Here is a 22,023-nt window from a genome sequence, read left to right as displayed (position 1 = left end):
GTACAATGACGAAGAATCAAGGCCCCGGAAAAAAGAAGCAAAAAGATACGCCATTTAAGCGCGTCAACAACTGGCTGCACTTGTGGCTGGGGTTAATATCAGGCGTCATTGTACTGATTGTATGCCTCACCGGTTGCATCTGGGTATTTAATGAAGAAATTACCGGTTTGCTCGAGCCTGAAACCAAGGTAGCCTGGCAAGATCAGCCTGTTGTTAAACCCTCTCAGCTGATGCAGATCGCGGCGAAGCTTTACCCGGAGAAGGTACCCTCCTATGCCAACTATCAGCAAGGCCGGGCCATCAACTTAAATTTAAGGGCGGCTAATGCCGGTCTGAGCGATCGTCGAACGGGAAATACCATCCTCAAAGTAAATCCTTATACGGGCGAGGTAATTAGTACCGAGGAGCACAAACCCGGTGAATCCGATTTCTTCCGGTTCATTTTAAACGGCCACCGCTTTCTATGGATGCCTTCCGCAATCGGGCGTCCCATAGTGAATTACGGCACGTTAATCTTTGTTGTTTTACTTATCACCGGACTGATCTGGTGGTACCCAAAGAAATGGAATAAATCAACGCGTGATAAGAGTTTCAAGATTAAATGGGGAGCATCTTTCAAGCGGGTAAACCTCGATCTTCACAACGTAATGGGCTTCTATGCGTTGTTGTTCCTGGCGGCTATTGCCCTTACCGGGATGGTGTATGGTATTAAATGGTATAGTGAAGGCTTGTACTGGGTTACTTCAGGTGGGGATAAGCTGGCCGAATTCAAACGTTTGAGCTCCGATTCCACCTTAAAAGGAACAGGTTATGCGCCCGAAAAAGCAATGGATCTGGCCTGGGAACAGGTCATTGCGCGCCACCCTAAATCAATGGGTTTTTATTATAGCTTCGCAGATACGTCCGATGCTAAAGCCGCCATCAACATCACCGTGTACCCCAATAAAGGGCAGTTTTATAATAGTCAGGGCTACACTTTTGACCAACATAATCTGAAGGAGTTAAAGCGACAAGATGCCTATTCAGTAACCTATGCGCAGGCCTCCTTCGGGCAGAAACTGCGAAAGATGAATTACGATATCCATGTAGGGAGTATCCTGGGATTTCCGGGTAAGGTGATGGCCTTCCTGGCTTCACTTATTGGCGCCAGTTTACCCATTACCGGATTTCTGGTATGGTACGGCCGGAAGTTTAAGAAAAAGCGTAAACAGCCGGAGAAAAGGTTGACCAGGGAACCTGATGCGGTCCCTTCCAAACCACAAGAAAAAGTACTTGTAGAAATATAAACACAAAGCCCCGGATTCTGAAAATTCGGGGCTTTGTTATAAATGCTGTTTACCGTATTAATGCTGATAGCTTTTTTACTCCGATAGCGTCAACGAATACTAATCCTTCCGCGTTGATATCAGCACACCAATCAGCGCCAATACCCCTAAGCCCAATGCAACTTTTGTTTTGCGTGATGGCACAGGAAGGCTTGTTTCACCATAAATTTTGTAAGGTTTATCCGGGTGGTTAAGGATGTTGCCCGAAGTAGGCGAGACTTGTTTGATTTTCATCAATACACGCATGCCGGCAGAAGCCGTGTTCACCAGCAGGCGAGGAAAAACACCATGCATTGTTTTTAATGCCCATGACTGGAAATCCGGAAATTTGTCTTTTCTGGGGTGAATGGCAAGGCTAAGCAATTGTTCCGCAGTATCACGCGGATCGGCAGCCGTAGGGGGAACTTTGAATTCAAGTCCGGAGTATTTCGCAGAATGCATATTGCCTGTAGAGCGTTGAAGTTGCGGATAAAGGTTACATACGTGGATATCTGGTTCACCAGACAGCTCCCCCTGCAGGCATTCCATCATCCCTTTAATTCCGAATTTACTTGCTGAATAAGCTGCACTGTAAGGCGCCGGCATAAATCCCCCGATAGAAACATTGTTAATCAGCACACCTCTTCCCTGCTTCTTAAAAACCGGGAGCACTGCATGTGCACCATTCATGTAGCCAAAAAGATTAGTTTTTACCACCTGATGGCTCACTTCAATGGGAATTTCCTCAAATTTGCCACTGGCCATTACACCTGCATTATTTACCCAGAAATCGATTGCACCCTTAACAGCCAGGGCCTCATTCACCAGGTGGGTTACCTGATCGTAATCAGAAACATCGGTGGGCACCGCCTTTACCAAAACACCATAACTTAAGCAACGGCTTGCCGCGTTTGATAATGCTTCTTCTCCCCTGGCCGCGATAACCAGATTGCAACCTGCTTTAGCAAAGGCCTCAGCAGTTGCCAGTCCTACCCCGCTCGAAGCGCCCGTGATGACCGCCGTTTTGTTTTTAAGTGTTTCGCTGTTGAATTCCATCTTTCCGATTGTTAAATAACTGATTATTCAACACCAGGACAGGGAAAAAGTTTCATTGGCTTATCTCCCCACTTTCCACCACAGCCAAGCTACCAAAACCAGCCCACCCACTATCCAGCACCACCACGTAATTCCAACCTTCGTACTATTCACAGCTGCCTTCTTTTCCTTTATCCTTTGCTGCGCCTGTTGTTTCTGTGTTACCATAGCCACTCCTGTCGTTTTTGTTTCCACCTTTCGACTATCCCTTTTCCAAAGTTCCATCAGTTCTACCTCTCCTTTAAAACCACTATCGGGCGAATAAAAAACTATACCTTTCGGCCAAATGCGCCATTGCAGTTCGCAATTGCTGCTATCGTTGCTCATTATCGTCCATTGCCGCGTAGCTGTCAGTTCGGTTTGCAGGTTGCTACTTGCAGTTAATGAAGCATTCGCGGCACCTTTCCGTAAAGTAGTGCAGGCCGCCAGGCAGGCTGCCAACAGTAATAATAAATGCTTCATGACTTGTTCCCTTTCAGCCAGCTGGCAAAATATTTGATGGTGCGGATATGCCGGTACTTGCTGTACACCCCATCACCCTCGCGGCTCCCGGCAACATTGGTGTTTCCCTCCACGGTAATGATCCATGAGCCGCGTTGCATTTTTACTATACCACAATGAGCGATGCGCTTAAGGCCCGGAAAATAAATGCCATATACATCGGCCGGCTCAGGATTGCTGGTGCGTTTGCTGAGCGGAAGCAAGGATGGGCTCCAGGCGGTTCGGGGTTGCTGGCAACCCGCTTGCCCGTACACCCAGCTCACAAACGCTGCACACCAGGGATCGCCTTTGGTATTGCCCGTATAAAGGAGGTATCTTTCTACCACTTCACCATCGTTGTGGCCGGTGGCTTCATGAACTCCCAGCTGACTCTCAGCAACCTGAAGGATCAGCTGACGTGTGGGCTGTACACGCAATTCCTGATTTAAAACACGGCTACCAAACAACCCACTCCAGCCAATAACAGCAGCGCAAAACAGGCATAATAAAAACTTAACTGTTGCCATGATTGTAAATTTTTGAATTGTGAAACCATAAAATGAACTGAGGGTAATGCGAGTTGCTTTCGCAAAAAGGTAAACAAGCCAAGTGATAACATCAACAGGCAGAACCAGCAAATCAAACTGAAAAATGCGAGTTGCCAGATACCGGCGTCTACCAGTCCTACGGTAGCATCGCCATTGTCCAGCAACAGGGGTAACACCCGCCAGGCAGTTGTTAATACCGATGCCACCAATAGCACGAGAAAAACACGAAATAATAAATCTCCTTTACGGAGCTGAAATAATAAAGTTTTCATAATGAATAATTTAAAGTTGAATAAAATACCGCCCGTCACTTGCTTTTGTTGCTTTTAGCATCTCTCAGACTGGCCGGGCGGTAATCAGAATAAATAATTGGAAGGTTACACCACCGTCAGTTCGGAAATGTTGGCACTATCGCTGTTCGTGTAAGGCTTAATCGTAGAGTTAAAGGCCACATAAATCTGCACCGCATCTCCCACAAAGCTTGCTGGTAATTGCAGGCTATAGGTTTTAGCCGAGCGTGGTGCTACCAATGAAAACCTCATGAATTTAGATTTCACTGTGTTATATACCAATACACTTAAGCTATCCGTACCGTCGATGTACTTATCGTCGGCCTCCGTATGAGACCATCCAATGTTAACCACAGCACCTGCTTCCGGCTCTACCAGAAATTCTGCTGGCATTTCCAGTTTACCATTGCTGAAACGAAGCATACTCAGGTCGATCTCATAATCCGGATAGTCGCCAATAATTGCATTCTTCAGGTGCCAGGCCACAGCCACATTCATCGGTGTAGACACCTCACCTGAAGCACCAAAACCACGATCAATCAAAGCACTGAAGTTGCTTAAAAATCCGGTCACCAAACCAAACTTCGCCTGCTGCATCAATTGTTTTTGAGTAGGCGCCTTACCGCTACTGCGGGGCAATCCCCTGATTACGTCTAATGAACGCCAGTAAGCACCAACTACTGTTCCTGTTTTCTTGCGGAATCCACCAAGGATTCCCTGTTTAATAAGTCCCATTGTTTTAAAGGATTAAATAAAAAAATTAATTAACTCGATGGTACTGATTGCCGCTTAACCGGTATAGGCTTGTCAGCACCAACAATACAAAGGGAAAGAAAATCGAAAAAGTATGGCAGTACCCAAGGTACGGTACCCCCGGGTGATATAGAGGGATAAATGCACTCTAAAGTAATGCAGGACGAGATTTTTTTTATTTTTTTTTGTTCGAAAGAGCTATACGTGGTTAGAATATAAACTTGCTCAAGATGATAATGTTATCGATATTAGGCCAAAAATATCTAACACTTAAAACCGTTCTATGAAATGGAAAGAGGCCTTATATACGCTAAATAAAAATGGATTAATAGCGCCTCAAGATTTGGAGGCACTACTCCTTGTACCCAAACTTAGAGATGAGGTATTTTTTCCAAACTATACTGCTTTAGGTTATACTGCTGGAGAGCCGGTATTTGAAACCTTAAATAAGGAACTGAATATGTTTAGGATAAACATATCGATTACTTCGTGGGTAACCAGAAGACTACTCGATTTGGCGTTTGTATTTCAGCCTGGGAAAGATATCAACTGTAGCATTGTAAATGACCGAATATATAATATCGACTTTACTTCCAGTTTGGGGCATGCCGTTGATATGCACATTTTACTGAGTTTAAGAACAGAAAAATCTCTAGACATTGATTATAGGCGATTAAATCGATATATCGGTAGCACTGATGCAAAGATAAAAAAGTGTTTAGAGCAAATTCGTTATAATTATGACACTATAGCGGCTGACATCATTGATGGCAACGTTTGGCTAACTAATGCGCAGGAAAGCTATGAGGGTTTATAATTCAGAATAGATTTAAAAAGGCACTAGCAACCATATTGCTTGCCAAGCTTCTGGCAAGTCATAATAATCCTGGCCAAGGAAATTATCGACAACGTCACTGTCTATATCTGAAATCGCCTATCAGTTAGGATTTACAACTCCGCAATCTTTTAGTCGTTTGTTTAGGGCCAAAACAAACCAAACACCAACGGACTTTCGTAAAGCATTTTAAATAGTAGTTAATCATTAGAATGCAAATAATACGCTACACAAACTCCAACTCTTTTTTATGGATATTTAGCAAACCGTACAATATGCTATTCGCTAAAATATGATACGATCACCAAGGTAATTTTCCTAAATTAGCGACATGGAGGCTGGCGATTTACAAAAACTTAAAAACATCATATGCAGTTTTGTAGATGTGCCCCAAGACGAATGGGAACTCCTGGTTCCACACCTAAAATATCAGCAGGTAAAAAAGGGAGACGATTGGATCACCGAAGGGAAACTGGAAACGAAGATTGGTTTTCTGCTCAGCGGAACCATGAGACACTATTATACACATGACGGGGAGCAAAAAACAACTTACTTTTATTTCGAAAACCACTTAACCGGATCGTATTTCAGTGCACTTACCAATTCGCCTTCAAAATTAACCATTCAGGCATTAACAGATTGCTATCTGCTGGTGTTTCCTTACAAGGTACTGGTTGCCTTATTTGATCAATCCAAAGTGTGGGAACGATTCGGACGAAAGCTGGCCGAATACCTCGTTTTAGGACTCGAAGAACGTATGGTTGACTTGCTCATTTTATCGCCTGAAGACAGGTACCTCCAATTACTCGCCGGAACAAAAACTAAGATTATTGAACAAATCCCTCAACATTTAATTGCAAATTATCTGGGTGTGAGCGCTGTTAGTTTAAGTCGTATCCGAAAGCGGGTCACATCAAAAAAAAATTGATTAAAGAAATTTTATTAACTTTTGTTAACGTCCTGTAGCCGATCGTTTGCTGTTATTTGTCCTATAAAATTACAGCAAATGAAAACATTGATCAGGGCAGAAGCCATCGTCCCATTTATTATTTCTCTACCGTTAATTACTTCTTTGAACCTGAACCTTCAATGGTGGCTCTGGATTCCTATTTTCCTGGCTCCCGATTTAAGTATGCTAGGATATTTATTTGGCAACAAAACCGGCGCTTTTACTTACAACCTATTTCATCATCAAGCTATAGCTGTAATCATCGCGATTTCGGGACTGTTGTTAAACGTCCCTTATCTTGAATTAGCGGGTTTGGTATTGCTAGGTCATAGCAGCCTCGACCGATTGATGGGTTATGGACTTAAATTAGGTAAAGGATTTAATTACACACACCTGGGGATAATGGGTGGTAAGGGAAAACCTGATAAACGATAAGAAACAGCTCTTTTTAGATCATTCCTGGTTAGGCATGCCTTTCGGCAAGGATGTGCCGGATAACCCCTGTCCCCACCAGCTTGTTACCTTCGAGTATGGTAAAGGCATCACCTGATTTAAGGTTTTGAGGGATGTTAGTAGCAGGCAACTTCCTTTTATGCCCTCCCGGCTGCAACCGTTCGTCTATAAATTACAGGCGTTGGTCTAGCAGTTACTCTTACTGGTATAATACAGCGGTTTTGCCTGCAACGTTTTCCGGTTAGCGACGTCTTAATAACAAAACAACAGCAAAAATTTAGAATATAAAAGATATGAAAACGTTAGCAAAAACATTATTCGCAGCAGCATTAACAGCAGTAGTAATCACCTCATCAGCAATGGCAACTTTCGCCGCCGAACCTGTTAAAACAGAAACTAAAACGCCATCATCCTCCACCTTCAACAGGATCTGGGTAAGTGGAAACGTAAAAATCGTTTTGACGCAAGGCGACAAACAAGATGTAGAGGGTGCGGCAAACTACGATGCTACCAAAACCACTGTCTCTACTGATGGAAAAACATTATTCATCAATTCATTAGAAACCAGCCAGGTAACTTTGAACATCACCGTAAAAGATTTGGAAAGAATTGAGGCTTATGGCCAATCGGTTGTGGTAACCAGCAATAACTTCGATGTAAAATACCTTCAATTATTTTTAGGTCAAAGCGCTACCGCAAGGATTAAAACTACAGCCGGAAGTTTGTATACCGTTGTTAAAGAAGATGCGGTATTGAAATTAAACGGCACAGCTGATCAAAGCACCATGATTGCCAGCAATATGAAAAACGTAAAACTTGCTGACTTCGCAAGTCTTAAATCAGAATCATTTGCTTCTGAAGCTATTATGGAAGCAGAACAAAATGCAATGGTTCTGGCCAAATAGAAATGTATTCATTAGGTCAATTTAGGCTGCTCCCATAAGGGGTAGCTTTTTTTATGATACAACCTTTTTAAGTACGCTGCAAGGCTTGCAGAAATACTTTTGGCAATATGTAAAAACAATTAATTTTCTCAGCTACTCCGTTAATATTCGGCAGCCAGTTCACACATTTTTTTATATACCGCTTTCAGGCCAGAACCCCCTTATTTGCCATAGTTTCGGATTGCTTTTATAGAACCATCTTTATAAGTAAAAATGAATTCTACGGTTTGATCATCCGTCCACGGATCGTCGTAATGATCCTGGAGGACTAAGATAATCAACCTACCTGACTTTATTTTAATAGATGTTATGCATGGCCGGAAAAAAGTGCTGCGAACGAGCCTGAAAAACCCTTTTAATTCCAAATTATATTCGAGTTGGATCGATTGGGTTAAATGCCCCATCGATTGTAAAAACCGTTTTCTTTTATAGTGCTTTCAGGTCAAAGGCATAATCCTGGTAACTAATCAATTTTCGCTCGTTCTGGTTGTCGATCCATGCAGGTTCTTCGTGGCTTATCTCAACGACATTCTGGGTATTGCTGTTCTTAAACGTCCTGGCTACGTCGGAAAGGATTTCCTTCTCTTCCTTCGAGAGTAGCTCAAGCCCATCTATCTGAGAGATAATTTTATCTCCATAATGACCATTGTCAAATTGTATGGTTTCGATGTTGATTTCCCCATCATCAGACAACTTAATGTACAATTTGTCGTATTCCGCTGGTACCGGACCGTAAGGAATGGCCTTATAGCTAATCCCGGTAATGGAATAGGCACTGCGTTTGTACATCAGAAAATCTGCATAAAAAAGTAACTTATTGAGTTTAGTCTTATACAGATCAATCCCCTGCTGGGCAAAAAACGAAATGACCTGCGCAATCTTCGCCGTGTCAGGAATCCGATAACCGTTATACTGGGATGGCTTTTGGTCTGCAAAGATCTTTTCTTCGAACAATTGGTTCCAGAAATCTTCACTCTCACGTTCCTTTACTTTTCGGGCATGGACAATGAGTCGCTGGCGATCTTTTTCGGCTAGCAGGTGAGCGCTTGCTTCTACCTGTTCGATAAATGCCTGGGTATTGTCTATAGAAAGGATAAGCCTTCCGTTAGCAACAGAGGGCATATCGCCCGCTTCATATAAACGGTAGGTATTCGCCCCCAATCCCAATATCTCCGACATGCGCAGGGCCGAAATGCCATACTTTTCACGGATGGAGGCAATCTCTTGCGGGAATGGCACACCATATTTTTCCCGGTACTGATTATAAACCTGATTGATGTTTATCTCGTCCAGGTGTTCGTCCGTGAATTCCTCGCCAGTTTGTTCGCAGAGAAAATAATGGTATTTGATGGTGAACGCCTCTCTACGGAAATTAAAGCTGAATGCTTTGTACCTGATGGGCATTGTTTTTTTACTGAATGGGCTTTTCATAAGGTTGGTTTTAGCGGATATGACATGGGGCGCTCGGCGGGATGAAAGGAAATGCAAATCGCCGGATCGCCTTTCGGTCCCATGGATATCTTAATATATATTTCGGTTTTTTTATAGGTCTTCCCAAAGACCCACAAACTGGCAACGCCGTGAAGCACATCGTCATTTGGTCCCTCACTATAGTCACTCCAGATAATGGATTGAACGATCTCAATCCTTTTTTGCCGCGTCAGCTCCAGATCGAAGAGCGCCTGCGTATTTTTCTGACGCGCATCTCTAAATAGCACTCCGAAAGTCTTGGATTTTACGGAGAAATCATTCAGGAAAGCTTGTACTTCAGATCTGGCAGCCAAGTAAAATTGTTATTTGTAATATAAATTAACTTTAAAGTTGATTTAGCACGTATTTGTTTTGCATTTTCAAACCTCGATATCTGTATTTAACCCGCGTTCATCAACTTATCCACAAAGATATAAAAATAACGAATTAGTTTTATTTTTAATTTATTATTCGAATTATTTAAACGCTAAAGTTTATTATTCCATCTCTAAAATACTCCAGCAATGATATCGTAACGCCAGAACTCAATGTTACCGAAGATTCTCTTAGCAGCCTTTTAAAATACTCCTGTAATAGAAACTCATGTGTAGAGGGTATTAAACCCTTTTCAAAAACCAGTTTAAAAAGGGGTAAACGCCTTCCAAACAAGTAAAGCAAATACTTTTCGGGGATAGTGTTATAAAGATTCTCCACAGCAAACACACTACACGCATTCCTGAATCGGGCCTTATTAATTTTAAACTATTTTTTTTTACTCTCGAGGGATGATTTATGGGGATGTTTCTTTTTCCGCATAAAATCAATTTGTTCATCAAGATAAAAAAATAATTTTAAATCCCCATCTCCGGTCGATACAAATCTCTTGACACCTCACTTCTCAAACCGTTCGTCTATAAATTACAGGCGTTGGTCTAGCGGTTCCTCATACTGGTATAATACAGCGGTTTTGCCTGCAACGTTTGCCCGGTAGCGGCGTCTTAATAACAAAACAAAAGCAAAAATTTAAAATATAAAAGATATGAAAACCTTGGCAAAATCATTATTCGCAGCAGCATTAACAGCAGTAGTAATCACTTCATCAGCAATGGCAACTTTCGCCGCCGAACCTGTTAAAACAGAAACTAAAACCCCATCATCGTCAACCTTCAACAGGATCTGGGTAAGTGGAAACGTAAAGATCGTTTTAACGCAAGGCGATAAACAAGATGTAAGCGGAGCAGCCAATTACGATGCTACCAAAACCACTGTATCTACTGATGGAAAAACCTTATTCATCAATTCACTGGAAACAAGCCAGGTAACGTTAAATATTACCGTAAAGGATTTAGAAAGAATTGAGGCTTATGGCCAGTCGGTTGTGGTAACCAGCAATAACTTCGATGTAAAATACCTTCAGTTATTTTTAAGCCAAAGCGCTACCGCAAAGATTAAAACTACGGCAGGAAGTTTATATACAGTCGTTAAAGAAGATGCAGTGCTGAAATTAAATGGTACAGCTGATCAAAGCACCATGATTGCCAGCAACCTGAAAAATGTAAAACTAGCTGACTTTGCCAGCCTTAAATCAGAATCATTTGCTTCTGAAGCCATTATGGAAGCAGAACAAAATGCAATGGTTCTGGCCAAATAGAAACGTATTCACCAGATGAATCGAAGCTGCTCCTATAAAGGGCAGCTTTTTTTATTTTACACACCCTGGACTTCTATAGCGGGATTTAATGCCTGGACCGCCGACAGAAACGATTTTTTATCTTTTGGAGAGATCAATACATGATCAAATTTGCGTAAGAAATATTCAGCCGGTCAAACGACAGTGGATTCGGTGAGATTATAGAGGGCGGACAAAGTTAATGCCTTTTAATTTAGACAAATTTTTACCCTCGCGAATGGCACTAATTACACGCTTTTTATCCTCCACCAACTTAATTAATGGATTTGACGCTGATTTTTTGGAATCCGTGCCTTTAACGATATCTATATTGCGTGACATTATAATACAAATTAATTATTATTATTATTATATAATACAAATACCGTGCTAATATTCAAGTAACTAAGGTCATGTAATGTTGATTTGATTTACAAAATCAACTTTGCATTTGGTACATCGGATCGGATTTAAGATAAGGTGAACGGACTTCCAAATATTTCCTAATTTATCAAAAATTAGGAAATAATATCGCCATTTGAACGCATTTGCTCGGCTGCTATATCTTTATCTTTTTGATCAGGTTGATGGCCCTGTTCCATTTGGGATAAATTTCGATTGGTTCCGGATAGCCCTTGAATCTGTATTCCCAGGGAATAAGTACCTCCATATTATTGGCTGATTCAAGTTCCGGGATCCAGTGGCGTATAAAATCCTGCGCTTTATACTTATTGGACTGGTTAACCGGGTTGGTGTACCAGATTTCAAAGGCCTGCATGTGCCAGTTCATCCAGTTCGAACTCACGTCATAGTCGATAAGCTTCGATTCGAAATAAGCTGCGCCCCAGGTCCAGTCGATTTTGAGATCATGTACGAAGTAACTCGCGCAGTTAACCCTGCCCCTGTTGCTCATGAAACCGGTCTGGTTCAGCTGGCGCATGTGGGCATCAATGAAAGGGATGCCGGTCTTGCCTTCGCACCATTTCCGGAATTTCGAGGGATCGTTCTCCCACTGGTAATTCCTGTTTTTATAGCCTTTGGTTTTAAAGATCTGATCACCAAAGCGCATGGACTTGAAGGTAAAGTAATCCCGCCACACGAGCTCAAAGATCAGCCACCAGGTACTCTGGTTCTTTTTGATCTCCTGCTCGTAGGCCTGCACCTTTTCAAAAATTTCCCTTGGTGATATACAGCCCAGGGCCAGGTATGGCGAAAACTTGGAACTGTAATCCATGCCTTCGGACTGGTTGCGGCTCCAGCGGTAACGGGTGAGCTCTTCGGATTTGAAGGTATAGTATTCAAGCCGTTCGAGCGCGGCATCTTCACCGCCTTTGACAAAGGGCTTGATGTTTTTGTATTCCTTCTGGGTAAAGCCGTAATCTTTGTAGGACGGGAATTTAGTAGCCTTGACTTTTTTGACCGCGATCAGCTTTTTGGGGATGGCCATTGTTTTCCTCGGCTCGGATTCCCTGCCTGCCGGAATGCGGTATGCTTTACTGGTCAGGGGAATTTTGTCAATGGTAAAGGGAATGTCGTCCTTATGGTAAAGCGTCTTTCCCCAAAAGAAATGGAACTCCGTTTCAGGGAGTTTCTGCTGTAATTCCCTGACTATGTTTAATTCATAGCTCGCATATTCTTCCTCTGCATAGATATCGGTAATCTGAAATTTGTGGACCAGTTCGGGAATGGTAACCAGTGCGGATTGGGAACCGATAACCAACTGTCCGCCGATTGATTTCAGATTGGCCTTAAGGTTAGTAACGGATTGCTCCAAAAATCTGAACCGGTTGAGATCTGCTTTACGGAAACCCAGATCATGGTTTTCGAAGTTTGACTTTTCCAGGCAGTAACAGCAAAGCACTTCCCTGGATTCCTGCTGCGCGGTAACCAGGGCCTCGTTGTCGAGCAGCCGCAGATCGTTTTTAAACCAGATGAGTCCCCTTTTTTTTGTTTTCATGTGTTTCCGCTATGGTCAAAAAGGCCTGATTCTCCATCACTCCAACCCAAAACAGGCATTGTTCAGTGTCACTTTTAGGTTAAACAACATAAAGCCCGGAAATGTTGCGGTCCGTTATTTCTCAATAGAACATTTTAGCGATTGCAATTCGATTCCAAATTCTGTTGTGGAGAAATTGATTGAGATTATTATTTCTTAGTTCTCATTTAAAGCACTTCGTTTTCGTTCATCTTCTGCACCATTGCTCTTTTTAGTGTTTTTTACTGTACCTCCAAAGCTGTAGCTAAAATTCAGCTTCACCATCCTGGTTTCAAACTGGTTTCGCCACAATTGTTCCAGGGTACCGCTATTCTGGATATATTCATTACGGTATGATTTAAAAATATCCATAGCATTTAACTGAACAGATGCTTTTTTATTTAAGAGCTGCTGCCGAATACCTGCGGTAACATAAGTAAAAGCCCGGTTAGTAATTGTCCGATCTACACTTTTGCCACGATAATTGAAAAGAAACATCACAGAGAAATTTTTACTCAGCGAGAAACTGTTATACGAAGTTGCAGAAAGACTGGCTATCCCATCGCTTTCCAGCAAAACCCCGCTAAATTCTCCCTTAAATGAACGTTTGGATAAAATGGCATTCGAACTGGTATACCACCATGGCAATACCTGTTTACCAAACATTGCCTGAAGCGTAAAGTAATTCCCATAATCTGCATTTCCCGGGCGTGTTGATATCACACTATTTACCAAAGGAACGGAGATACTGGTAAAATCATCAACGCTGTGACTATACGTTAGTCCAAAGAAAAATGCATTTTTATAACCATACCATAAATCGGCATTATATGCAATCAATGGTTTCAGTGCCGGATTTCCCTGTTGCAGGTTGTTGCTGCTAATGATTCGCACCAGCGGATTCAGGCTTTCGTAACCAGGGCGTTCTACCCTTTTGTTCATCCCTAAGCTAAGGCTATGGTTTTTGGTAAACTTATAGTCCAGATGTACTGATGGAAATGGCTGGAAATAGCTCCTGGTAAAACGTTCTTTTCCAAACTCCTGTTCACCCTGCCCATTAGTGTATTCGCCCCTTATCCCCAACTGATAGGAAAATTTATCGGCAGTGCGGGCATAAGTAAAATAAAGTGCTGAAATACTTTCTTTGTAATCAAATAAGTTGGTTTGCTGACCAGCTATATCAAGATAAAAGTTGGAATTTTTAGCATTAACATAGCTCGTTTTCATACCCATTTCTAATTGATGGCCTTTGGCTAAAGGATGTGTATAATCCATTTTAAAAGCATAAACATCGAATACACGGTCTTGACCAACCACGCTTTGCAGGTCTGATGCGGGGCTAAACGTTAGGGTTCTGTTGTCCTGATCGTTATAATTTCCGTAACGGTAATAATCTAAATCTACTGTCAAATCTCTTCCCAAGCTATCTATTTGATGTTGTAGTCGAAGTCCTGACGAGAGATTAGACGCATGAATATTAACCAGATTAATAAACTGCGATTGCCCAGCAACATCATCCATATTGGCAGTGCTATTGCGGCCGAAGGTCTGAAATCCAGGTTTAAACGAAGCAGACAGTGCAGTACGCTTTGAAAGATAAAAATCCATTCCCAGATTCGGCGTGTAATTCGCATTGGTTCTGGTGCTTTTGATCGCAGTAGTTGATTGACTTAAGGCTATTCCCTCGGCACCTAAAAAAGTAGAAGCAATGTAACTATCGTAGAAATATTTGTTGTAATTATAATCTAAGTTAAGCAGCAGATTATAAGCTTTTCCTTTGTAATTCAGGTTAAGCCCCCCATTCGCTTTACCAAATGTCCCTTTCCCTCCTCCTGCGTAAACATTTCCATTGAGCCCGGCTTTATAATTACGTTTACGGATAATGTTGATGATTGCCCCATTCCCGGCAGCATCATATTTTGCAGAGGGTTGGGCAATGAGTTCTACCTTTTGGATGGCGGATGAAGAAATCCCTTTCAGCATACCAGCCAGTGCCTCTGATGAAAGTGTGGTGGCCTTACCATCAATATAGATCTGGACCGATTTACCATTCAGGCTGATTCGGTCGTCTGGGCTAACACTTACACCAGGTAGCTGGTTCATCACTTCCATAATCGGCGCGCCAGCACCTAAACCGTTGAGATTTACAATGAGTTTGTCTGCCCGTCTTTCCACAAAAGGAAGTATTGCCGTAACGTTTACAGCAGCCAATTGTGTTGCCGTTGGCGATAGCCGAATAGCCCCGAGTGATTGAGTTTGTGCATTAGCGATGTCAAAAACTTTGGAGTACACCGTGCTGTAACCCATCATCCTCAAATCGATAAAATATTTGCCATCAGGAACTTCGAAACTAAACTGTCCCCTATCGTTCGCAAGTATCGCTTTAACCACGCTAGAGTCTGCACTTCTTTTTAAAAGTATCTGTACAAATGGGAGTTCAGCAAGCTTTTCATCAACAACATTCCCGGTTATTTTACCCAACTTTTGTTGGGCACTAACAAGCATGGTGCTGAAAACCAAAACGAAAACTAAGCCACAATAAAAGCGGGTGGGTTGGAGTAAAATAAAAAGCATACCGTTTGGATTAATTTGAACAACCCAAACATATAACTAATTCTTTAGTCAAACAACTAATAAATTAGCTATAACAGCTAAATTATTATTTTATAACTTATCTATCTGATTATCAGAGTTAAAATTTATCGCAATTTGATAAGCTGAATTTACTTTTTCTCCATTTTGTAATGCAGGTTTCCATTTTTGGCAGGCTTTAATAAGCCTCAGTGCTTCTTTATCACTTGCCTTATCTAAACTTTTTTCAACTTTTTCATTACTAACTTCCCCATTGGCCTGCACAACGAAACTCACAATTACCCTTCCATTTTTACCGGAAACTTTTTTTGCATTACCAATCAAGTATTTACTGAAAGCATCAAACCCACCTGGGAAACTTGCTGACTGGTCAACTTTATTATTGTTACCCGTAATACCTGAGGTATTAAAGGAACACAAAACTGCAATTAGCGGCAAACATAAAACATACTTCCAACGCCTATAATGGTTAGACCTTTTACGTTGTAACATCTTTATTCTCGATTCGAGCAAGGAGGTATTATAGAAAGTATTTGCCAATATTGGTCCCGCATTCAGGTTCTGCAGAAAAAGCAACATGGCATATTGTTTTTTGCTTGCTGTAAAGTTACAAGCATACTCATCTGCCAAATATTCGTGGATCAACTTCAGGCTTTTACGGTAGGCATTAACAATGGGATTGAACCAAAAAAATACCCCTACTATTTCAACCAGCAACAGATCGAATGTATGCAACTGTTTAACGTGTATATTTTCATGTGCATCAATCGCGGTCAGGCCAGAAAGCTTTCGGTCTATCACTTTTGTTTTCCAAAAAGAAAATGCATCGCCATCCCTGGGCAGTGTCAACTGTTTTTTCAAACCTGCTATCTTGATGAATAATCGTGTTGCACTCAGCACAACTCCAACCCAATACACAAGAGTTACCCAGTTTAGTTCTTTCTCTGTATTATTCCCTAATTTCTCTGCCCCAACAACCGCAAGTGTATTGGTTATTAGCTCTGCCTTTGGCAATACAATTAACCAAGACAGATCCAGGAATGGCATTAGCATCGATAAGCAAAGCGCAACAAGCAGGTAAACCCTGTTAAACACAAAAAAAGTTTCCCTCTTAAGCAATAGCAAATAAAAGAGGTAAAATATAACCAGCGAAACGCCAGACCAAAGAAAGTAATATTCAAGCCCCATGATTAATCTTTTATTTGATCTATCATTTTAAGCAATTGTTCGGCGTCTTTCATATCAATTTTCTTTTCCTGAACAAAAAAGGAGAACATGTCTTGTACTGAATTAGAAAAATAACTGCCCAAAAATTTATCCGCCTCATAACGCATGTATTCTTCTTTGCTAATTAAGGGAAAGTAGCGATGGGTTTTACCAAAAGCTTCATAGCCGATTACACCCTTGCTCTCTAAAATCCTGATGATGGTTGAAACAGTGCTATATGCAGGTTTTGGATCTGGCAACTCACCTAGAATTTCCTTTACGAATGCTTTTTCTAATTTCCAGAGTACCTGCATCAATTGGCTTTCCACTCTGGTTAAATCTTTGATATCCATAGCCTGTTTATTGGAATCCAAATATCAGCTAAAAAATTAGTTACCACAACTAAACATCCAAATTATTAAAGATCGACTTAATCTAGCACCAGCGTTCAGGCGCGAGTGAGGCCCCTCGTTTAACTTGCTCAAAGAAGGGTATCTACCAAAAAAACAATAAAGTTTTTCAGCCGTGACAAACTGTTGTTATATGGTATTTGACGGGATTAATTGTACTGCGTTTGAAACCATGGCCCCATGCCATTACAATATTGGAATTTGATAACAAATGTTATCGTACAAAATATGGCGACTACATAGCTTTGTTGAGTATTTAAAAGAAAAAAATGAAAGCAGCAGTAATGTTTAAAAAAGGGGAAATGCCCCAATACACAGAAAATTTTCCAGAACCTGTTATAAATGGCCAGGATGAGATTTTGATTTCAGTAACAGCCGCCGCCATCAAGAACCTGGACAAATCAAGGGCAAGCGGAAAGCACTACTCCGCAAAAGAAGACATAAATCAGGCAAAAGTAATTGGAGGTGACGGTGTGGGAATATTGCCGGATGGAACCAGGGTATTTGCCTTGGGCATTAGTGGTATGATTGCGGAAAAGGCGATCATTGAAAAAAGCAGAATGGTAAAACTTCCTGAGGGCATAGATGATGTTACGGCAGCCGCATTGCCCAATGCAGTTGCAGGTTCGGCAATGGCACTTCGGTTCAGGGCATTGATGAAAGCAGGAGAAACAGTATTGATAAACGGAGCAACCGGCTTTACTGGAAAGATAGCCGTTCAGTTAGCCAGACATTATGGTGCAGGGAAAATCATTGTCACCGGCAGAAACGAACAAACTTTACAATCCCTGTTAGCATTGGGCGCTAATGAAATTATTCCTACGACTCAAAGCGATGAGGACTTTATTGCGCAACTTAAAGAAGTGAATGACAATAGACCTATTGACATTATCATTGATTACTTGTGGGGACACACAGCAGAACTAATATTGGAAGCTTTGAAGGGCAAGGGTGCCTTCACACACAAAACACGTTTCGTTTCCATCGGTTCTATAACAGGCGACACAATTCAGCTTTCTTCAGAAATTCTGAGAAGTGTTGACCTCCAGCTATCAGGTTCGGGCCTGGGGAGTTGGACCAATGAAGAAATGCAAAAGCTGTTTAATGAAATAGTCCCCGAAATGTTTACACTTGCTGCAGAAAACAAACTAAAGGTGGAAACTGAAACAGTTAAACTGGAAGACATAGAAAAACTTTGGGATACAGACGTTACAGACGGGAAGAGGCTTGTCGTTACCATCTGAGGTAATCCTCTCCCATCATTATTACCGGACTGGGCATCGGAATTTAAATCAATTTCGGTGCCCTTTTAATCTTTAGTTGTTTAACATTCCTACGCCAGGGCTTTGAGATAATCATCTAATTGATTCATCATAAGAACATGCTACTATTTTTTTTCTCTCATTAACCGAGCCTTGATACGGCTTAAATGGACGGTAGTAATTCCTAGATAGGAAGCTATAAAGTGTTGCGGAACTCGCTTAACAATTTCAGGTTTTTCTCTAAGTAAGTTGAGATAGCGCTCCTGCGGCGTATCCTTTATAGATGAAATGAAATGCTTCATATAATCAAAGGTGCGCTCGAATATCCCGTTAATAAAAAGATCCCTCAATTTGGGAGTTTCTTTAACCTCCTCGATTATTTTGTCCAGATCCTTTTTATTTATCCACCACACAATACTGACTTCGATCGTTTCAATGGAAACAGGGCTAACCGTTTCCTTCCTAAAACTCTCAATGGAGGCTACCATGTTGTTCTCAAAGAAAAACTGAGTGGTAATGTCCTTTCCGTTATTGTTAAACCACACGCGCATGCAACCTTTCTCTATTAGAAAGAGCTTCTTAGATGTTTCCCCTTCCTCTAAAACTATCGTTCGAGCAGGAACTTCGATGCGATGGAAGTAACTTACATATTCATCCCATTTATGGATGTCGAGCGAAAATTTATCTCTAAACTGTGCAAACATTTGTCCTTCTCGTTGTTTCAATCTTACATGACAGCTATCACAACAAGATATGAAAATAATAGGATATGGTAAAGATTAAACCCTGGTTTAATAAAATGTGATTTACATTGCATGGCCGGGTGGACAAGGGTTAGTAAAATCCAAACTATCCATAGCCGAAGCAACTTTAATAAAAAAGCGCACCTTTCGATATATGAAAGGTGAGCAGATTTTAGCATACGCGATCGAGCGTAAAAGGATCCATATAGGACCATAATTATTACCAAGAAGAAATGCTCACTTGTTTGATCTTCAAGCCGATGCCTATTTTGAACGAAAAGTTTGATACATAGATAGAAGCAATTAATTTAAAACATCAGTTATTCGGGATTCATAAATGTACAGAATTTAGCCATTTTTTAATTATGTGGATTTGTTGACTGAGATACTCAATTAATATTCCGCCGCCAATTCAAATATTTTTTATAAACCGCTTTGAGGCCAAAGCTACCTATCATGCCATAATCGTGAATTGCTTTTACTGAACCATCTTTGTAAGTAACGATGAGATCAGCAGCTTGATCATCCGTCCAGGGCACTTCGTAATGATCCTGCAATGATTTTATATTTAAGTAAATAATGAGGCTGGCTAATTCTTCAAATTTATCTTTCATTAATAATCTGGATACTTTGCCCGCGTTATTCGTGTAGGAGATTCCTTCGTAAGTAGATCTCCGATCGGGATATAGTTTAAGCTTAAAAGCCGGACAGGGGCCCTTGCATCCACCGGTAATGATCTGGATTGCACTTATGCCGGGAGTTGTTGTCCCGGCTTTCTGAAACTCCACAAATTCGCCTTTAAAGTAAATCAATTTATCAATATTGGTGAATTCCCTGTAAGCTATTGGGGTTTTACTTTCCGGACCAGTTACCTTGGAGTTGTGTAAAAGTTTAAGGTATTTGTCTTCATCGACAGTTATGGGCTTAATGAGCCCACAATTCCGACTGTCAGTCGAGAACCTAATGGTTTGAAATTGATTGTTTCCTTCATCAACGATGGCATAACTCCTGGTATTATACCAGTTTACATAAAATACCAGATCCGTATTCCGTCGCCTGTAATATCTGCTTTCTCCTAATTCTTAATTCCCCAGTTTGAAAATACGTTTTTGCAATTCATTATGCTAACTGCCACATTTTTTAATAGTCTAAGCTGAAAGAGACTAAGATAATCATCTGCATCGTATTTGGTAATTAAACCTGTTGGACTGTAGGCAACATTATTTTTTATCACAAATGTTGATATAAATCTAATACAATCATTCAGACCAGCCGAAAAAAAACGATATAAACACCTATATTGCAATAACTTAAAACAAACGCTAATGAGCTCTCAAATTTCAAACAAGCAAATTAATTTTGCTGTAAGTAGCAATGAATCTTACTTTTTAAACGTGGTTATCGGCAATGGACAGGTCGGTTCTACTACATTCAAAAATCTAAACAACGATCAATTTTCTCCCGATATCATCAATGCACCAGTAGGAATGGGTTCATTGATCAAGGGGAAAAACTCTATGGTAGTTTCTGTTGTGATTGACGTCAATCCTGATACCGACAACCTCATTGTAGCCTATTATCTTTCTAAAGCACCAAAATCCCCTGATCAACTTAACCAAATGAATCCGGTTGGTACGTCTTCGATGACCGTACCCACCAATTCCACTGCCATTTTTGTCACCACACTTAACTTCATTTAACATGAAAAGAATTTTGTTATTAGTGGTATCATTTATAATGATGCTGAATGCGTATGGGCAACAAAATGATATCTCAACGGTAAGCCCAACATCTGCTCCGGCATTCATTGTTCTGGGAATCAGTCCGACAGAAATTGCAAAATCAAACAACTGGAACAAGTTTCAGGCCTCTCTCTATCAAAACCTGACCGGAAACGATGGCGCAGCGCCCAGGAACTTCGCCATGGAATTCAAGCCCTATTGGCTCAGTAACCATCCTAAATTCACCTATACTGATTATCTGGAAAAACAAGGCTTTAGTTTAAGAAACCTTTCCCTTTCAATCGCTTCTGCCAAAGCGCCCTATAGTAAAGATTCGGTTCAAAGCTTAGGATTCGGCTTTCGCCTGTCAATCGCCTTTGCCAATAAACAAAGGCAAGCGCTGAACCAAAACCTTCAAAATGAAGCCAATAGCCTGAAAGCGAAAATTAACTGGCAAAGCGATTTTGTATTATACCTGCTCACTTTTACAGGCCAAACGGCCGGAGATTTTAAAAGTGACATCGAAAGTAAAATTAAGAGCCCTCCTCCCGGAGATAAACTATGGAAAGAACGGGGCCAGATCCAAACCATGCTCAATGATACACTTTCCAAAACCTTATCGTCAATTGCCTACAATAATCTCGACAGCACTAACAGGGCAATCATATTATCGACTGTTAGCGATTACATCACTAAATATAACCAAACACCTGCAGCAGCTATGAGCGAAAAAATTAAAGAAGCGCTCAAAGAAACTGGAAACTTCCAGTTCAGCGGGGCCCTGGCGCTCGCTTTTCCAACTAATCAGTTTGATTATTCGAGATTTTCGCAAGCAGCCGTCTGGGTTGATTACACTACAAAATTTGGAAAAAGCAGTCCGGTTGATGGCACCGCAGCACTGCGTTACGTACGTGTATTTGAAACCGATTCAGTCAGCTCCTCCAGTAATGTTGATTTGATTTATAAAATCAACTTCGCATTTGGTACCGATCAAAAGCTGTCGATTTCAGCCTGGGGTGTACTCCGGAATAAATCAAATGACTTGCCCAAGGTCGTGATTGATAATGTGACGTATACCGCCGCAAATAATAGCTGGGATAATAAATATGGCATTGATATTTCATACAAATTTTCTAACAGCATTGCACTATCCTACTCATTTGGAAAAGATTACAAAAACCTTTACGGAACTAGGAACGGGGGTAATCAATTGATCAGTTTCTTAAACCTATTTTATTCACTAAATACCAAATTGATCGGATCAGACCTGAGATAGGTTCTCAATTCTATTGTTTCAAAATCAAAAATAACCCTACATCTGTAA

The 22,023-nt window shown here is 41.1% G+C and carries 22 protein-coding genes and 1 pseudogene; 10 read left to right on the top strand and 13 right to left on the bottom strand.

Going from position 1 to position 22,023, the window contains the following annotated elements:
* Positions 1 to 5: 5 nt before the first annotated feature.
* A complete protein-coding gene (locus tag AC570I_RS20385; protein ID WP_497406978.1) occupies positions 6 to 1,286 on the top strand; it encodes a PepSY-associated TM helix domain-containing protein in 1,281 nt (426 codons plus the stop codon).
* A gap of 99 nt (positions 1,287 to 1,385) precedes the next feature.
* Here AC570I_RS20385 and AC570I_RS20380 read toward each other — a convergent pair whose 3' ends face one another.
* From AC570I_RS20380 to AC570I_RS20360, 5 genes are all read right to left on the bottom strand, one after another.
* Positions 1,386 to 2,360 (bottom strand): SDR family oxidoreductase, encoded by a 975-nt coding sequence (locus AC570I_RS20380; protein ID WP_497406977.1) that lies wholly within the window; start codon positions 2,358 to 2,360, stop codon positions 1,386 to 1,388.
* 60 nt (positions 2,361 to 2,420) lie between these two features.
* The gene (locus AC570I_RS20375) at positions 2,421 to 2,861 is read right to left on the bottom strand and encodes a hypothetical protein (protein ID WP_497406976.1); all 441 of its coding nucleotides are present in this window, start codon (positions 2,859 to 2,861) and stop codon (positions 2,421 to 2,423) included.
* The gene (locus AC570I_RS20370) at positions 2,858 to 3,406 is read right to left on the bottom strand and encodes an NlpC/P60 family protein (RefSeq protein WP_497406975.1); all 549 of its coding nucleotides are present in this window, start codon (positions 3,404 to 3,406) and stop codon (positions 2,858 to 2,860) included. The genes AC570I_RS20375 and AC570I_RS20370 overlap by 4 nt, the downstream gene beginning before the upstream one ends.
* Positions 3,325 to 3,699, bottom strand: coding sequence for a hypothetical protein (locus AC570I_RS20365; RefSeq protein ID WP_497406974.1), 375 nt, complete (start codon positions 3,697 to 3,699; stop codon positions 3,325 to 3,327). The genes AC570I_RS20370 and AC570I_RS20365 overlap by 82 nt, the downstream gene beginning before the upstream one ends.
* Before the next feature lie 105 nt (positions 3,700 to 3,804).
* On the bottom strand, positions 3,805 to 4,452 hold the full coding sequence (locus AC570I_RS20360; RefSeq protein WP_497406973.1) for a DUF6266 family protein: 648 nt from the start codon (positions 4,450 to 4,452) through the stop codon (positions 3,805 to 3,807).
* 301 nt (positions 4,453 to 4,753) lie between these two features.
* Here AC570I_RS20360 and AC570I_RS20355 point away from each other — a divergent pair, with 301 nt between their 5' ends.
* The 5 genes and pseudogenes from AC570I_RS20355 to AC570I_RS20335 all read left to right on the top strand — a co-directional run bounded on the left by AC570I_RS20355 (position 4,754) and on the right by AC570I_RS20335 (position 7,612).
* Positions 4,754 to 5,287, top strand: a complete 534-nt coding sequence (locus tag AC570I_RS20355; protein WP_497406972.1) for a hypothetical protein — start codon at positions 4,754 to 4,756, stop codon at positions 5,285 to 5,287.
* Between the two features lie 91 nt (positions 5,288 to 5,378).
* Positions 5,379 to 5,498, top strand: a pseudogene (locus tag AC570I_RS20350) (helix-turn-helix domain-containing protein); the annotation flags it as partial.
* 138 nt (positions 5,499 to 5,636) lie between these two features.
* Positions 5,637 to 6,233, top strand: coding sequence for a Crp/Fnr family transcriptional regulator (locus AC570I_RS20345; protein WP_497406971.1), 597 nt, complete (start codon positions 5,637 to 5,639; stop codon positions 6,231 to 6,233).
* 78 nt (positions 6,234 to 6,311) lie between these two features.
* Complete coding sequence (locus tag AC570I_RS20340) at positions 6,312 to 6,689, top strand: DUF4260 domain-containing protein (protein WP_497406970.1); 378 nt, start codon at positions 6,312 to 6,314, stop codon at positions 6,687 to 6,689.
* 311 nt (positions 6,690 to 7,000) lie between these two features.
* Entirely contained in the window at positions 7,001 to 7,612 is a 612-nt protein-coding gene (locus tag AC570I_RS20335) for a GIN domain-containing protein (RefSeq protein WP_497406969.1), read from the top strand.
* 465 nt (positions 7,613 to 8,077) lie between these two features.
* Here the strand turns inward: AC570I_RS20335 and AC570I_RS20330 are convergent, their stop codons facing one another.
* Together AC570I_RS20330 and AC570I_RS20325 are read right to left on the bottom strand one after the other, a co-directional pair.
* Positions 8,078 to 9,082: a type II toxin-antitoxin system antitoxin SocA domain-containing protein gene (locus tag AC570I_RS20330; protein WP_497406968.1), complete on the bottom strand. Its 1,005-nt coding sequence runs from the start codon at positions 9,080 to 9,082 to the stop codon at positions 8,078 to 8,080.
* On the bottom strand, positions 9,079 to 9,435 hold the full coding sequence (locus AC570I_RS20325) for a hypothetical protein (protein WP_497406967.1): 357 nt from the start codon (positions 9,433 to 9,435) through the stop codon (positions 9,079 to 9,081). The genes AC570I_RS20330 and AC570I_RS20325 overlap by 4 nt, the downstream gene beginning before the upstream one ends.
* 725 nt (positions 9,436 to 10,160) lie before the next feature.
* Here AC570I_RS20325 and AC570I_RS20320 point away from each other — a divergent pair.
* On the top strand, positions 10,161 to 10,772 hold the full coding sequence (locus AC570I_RS20320) for a GIN domain-containing protein (RefSeq protein WP_497406966.1): 612 nt from the start codon (positions 10,161 to 10,163) through the stop codon (positions 10,770 to 10,772).
* Positions 10,773 to 11,349: 577 nt separating this feature from the next.
* Here the strand turns inward: AC570I_RS20320 and AC570I_RS20315 are convergent.
* From AC570I_RS20315 to AC570I_RS20300, 4 genes are all read right to left on the bottom strand, one after another.
* Positions 11,350 to 12,747 (bottom strand): DASH family cryptochrome, encoded by a 1,398-nt coding sequence (locus tag AC570I_RS20315; protein WP_497406965.1) that lies wholly within the window; start codon positions 12,745 to 12,747, stop codon positions 11,350 to 11,352.
* Positions 12,748 to 12,942: 195 nt separating this feature from the next.
* Positions 12,943 to 15,339 carry a TonB-dependent receptor gene (locus AC570I_RS20310; protein WP_497406964.1) on the bottom strand — a complete coding sequence of 799 codons (2,397 nt, stop codon included), beginning with the start codon at positions 15,337 to 15,339 and terminating at the stop codon, positions 12,943 to 12,945.
* Positions 15,340 to 15,429: 90 nt separating this feature from the next.
* Positions 15,430 to 16,545: a TonB family protein gene (locus AC570I_RS20305; protein WP_497406963.1), complete on the bottom strand. Its 1,116-nt coding sequence runs from the start codon at positions 16,543 to 16,545 to the stop codon at positions 15,430 to 15,432.
* Positions 16,546 to 16,547: 2 nt separating this feature from the next.
* Positions 16,548 to 16,916 (bottom strand): BlaI/MecI/CopY family transcriptional regulator, encoded by a 369-nt coding sequence (locus AC570I_RS20300; RefSeq protein WP_497406962.1) that lies wholly within the window; start codon positions 16,914 to 16,916, stop codon positions 16,548 to 16,550.
* 326 nt (positions 16,917 to 17,242) lie between these two features.
* On the opposite strand from AC570I_RS20300, the gene AC570I_RS20295 reads away from it, so the two are divergent.
* Complete coding sequence (locus AC570I_RS20295; RefSeq protein ID WP_497406961.1) at positions 17,243 to 18,217, top strand: quinone oxidoreductase family protein; 975 nt, start codon at positions 17,243 to 17,245, stop codon at positions 18,215 to 18,217.
* A gap of 143 nt (positions 18,218 to 18,360) precedes the next feature.
* Here AC570I_RS20295 and AC570I_RS20290 read toward each other — a convergent pair whose 3' ends face one another.
* Both AC570I_RS20290 and AC570I_RS20285 read right to left on the bottom strand, forming a co-directional pair.
* Entirely contained in the window at positions 18,361 to 18,960 is a 600-nt protein-coding gene (locus AC570I_RS20290; protein WP_497406960.1) for a Crp/Fnr family transcriptional regulator, read from the bottom strand.
* Positions 18,961 to 19,367: 407 nt separating this feature from the next.
* The gene (locus AC570I_RS20285; protein WP_497406959.1) at positions 19,368 to 19,790 is read right to left on the bottom strand and encodes a DUF6438 domain-containing protein; all 423 of its coding nucleotides are present in this window, start codon (positions 19,788 to 19,790) and stop codon (positions 19,368 to 19,370) included.
* A gap of 513 nt (positions 19,791 to 20,303) precedes the next feature.
* Here AC570I_RS20285 and AC570I_RS20280 point away from each other — a divergent pair.
* Both AC570I_RS20280 and AC570I_RS20275 read left to right on the top strand, forming a co-directional pair.
* Complete coding sequence (locus AC570I_RS20280; protein WP_497406958.1) at positions 20,304 to 20,678, top strand: hypothetical protein; 375 nt, start codon at positions 20,304 to 20,306, stop codon at positions 20,676 to 20,678.
* A gap of 1 nt (position 20,679) precedes the next feature.
* Positions 20,680 to 21,975: a hypothetical protein gene (locus AC570I_RS20275; RefSeq protein WP_497406957.1), complete on the top strand. Its 1,296-nt coding sequence runs from the start codon at positions 20,680 to 20,682 to the stop codon at positions 21,973 to 21,975.
* The last annotated feature ends 48 nt before the right edge of the window (positions 21,976 to 22,023 follow it).

Source organism: Pedobacter sp. A2324, from assembly GCF_059693705.1.
Note: the sequence above shows the minus strand (reverse complement) of the source record. Positions and strands in the feature narration are given on the sequence as shown.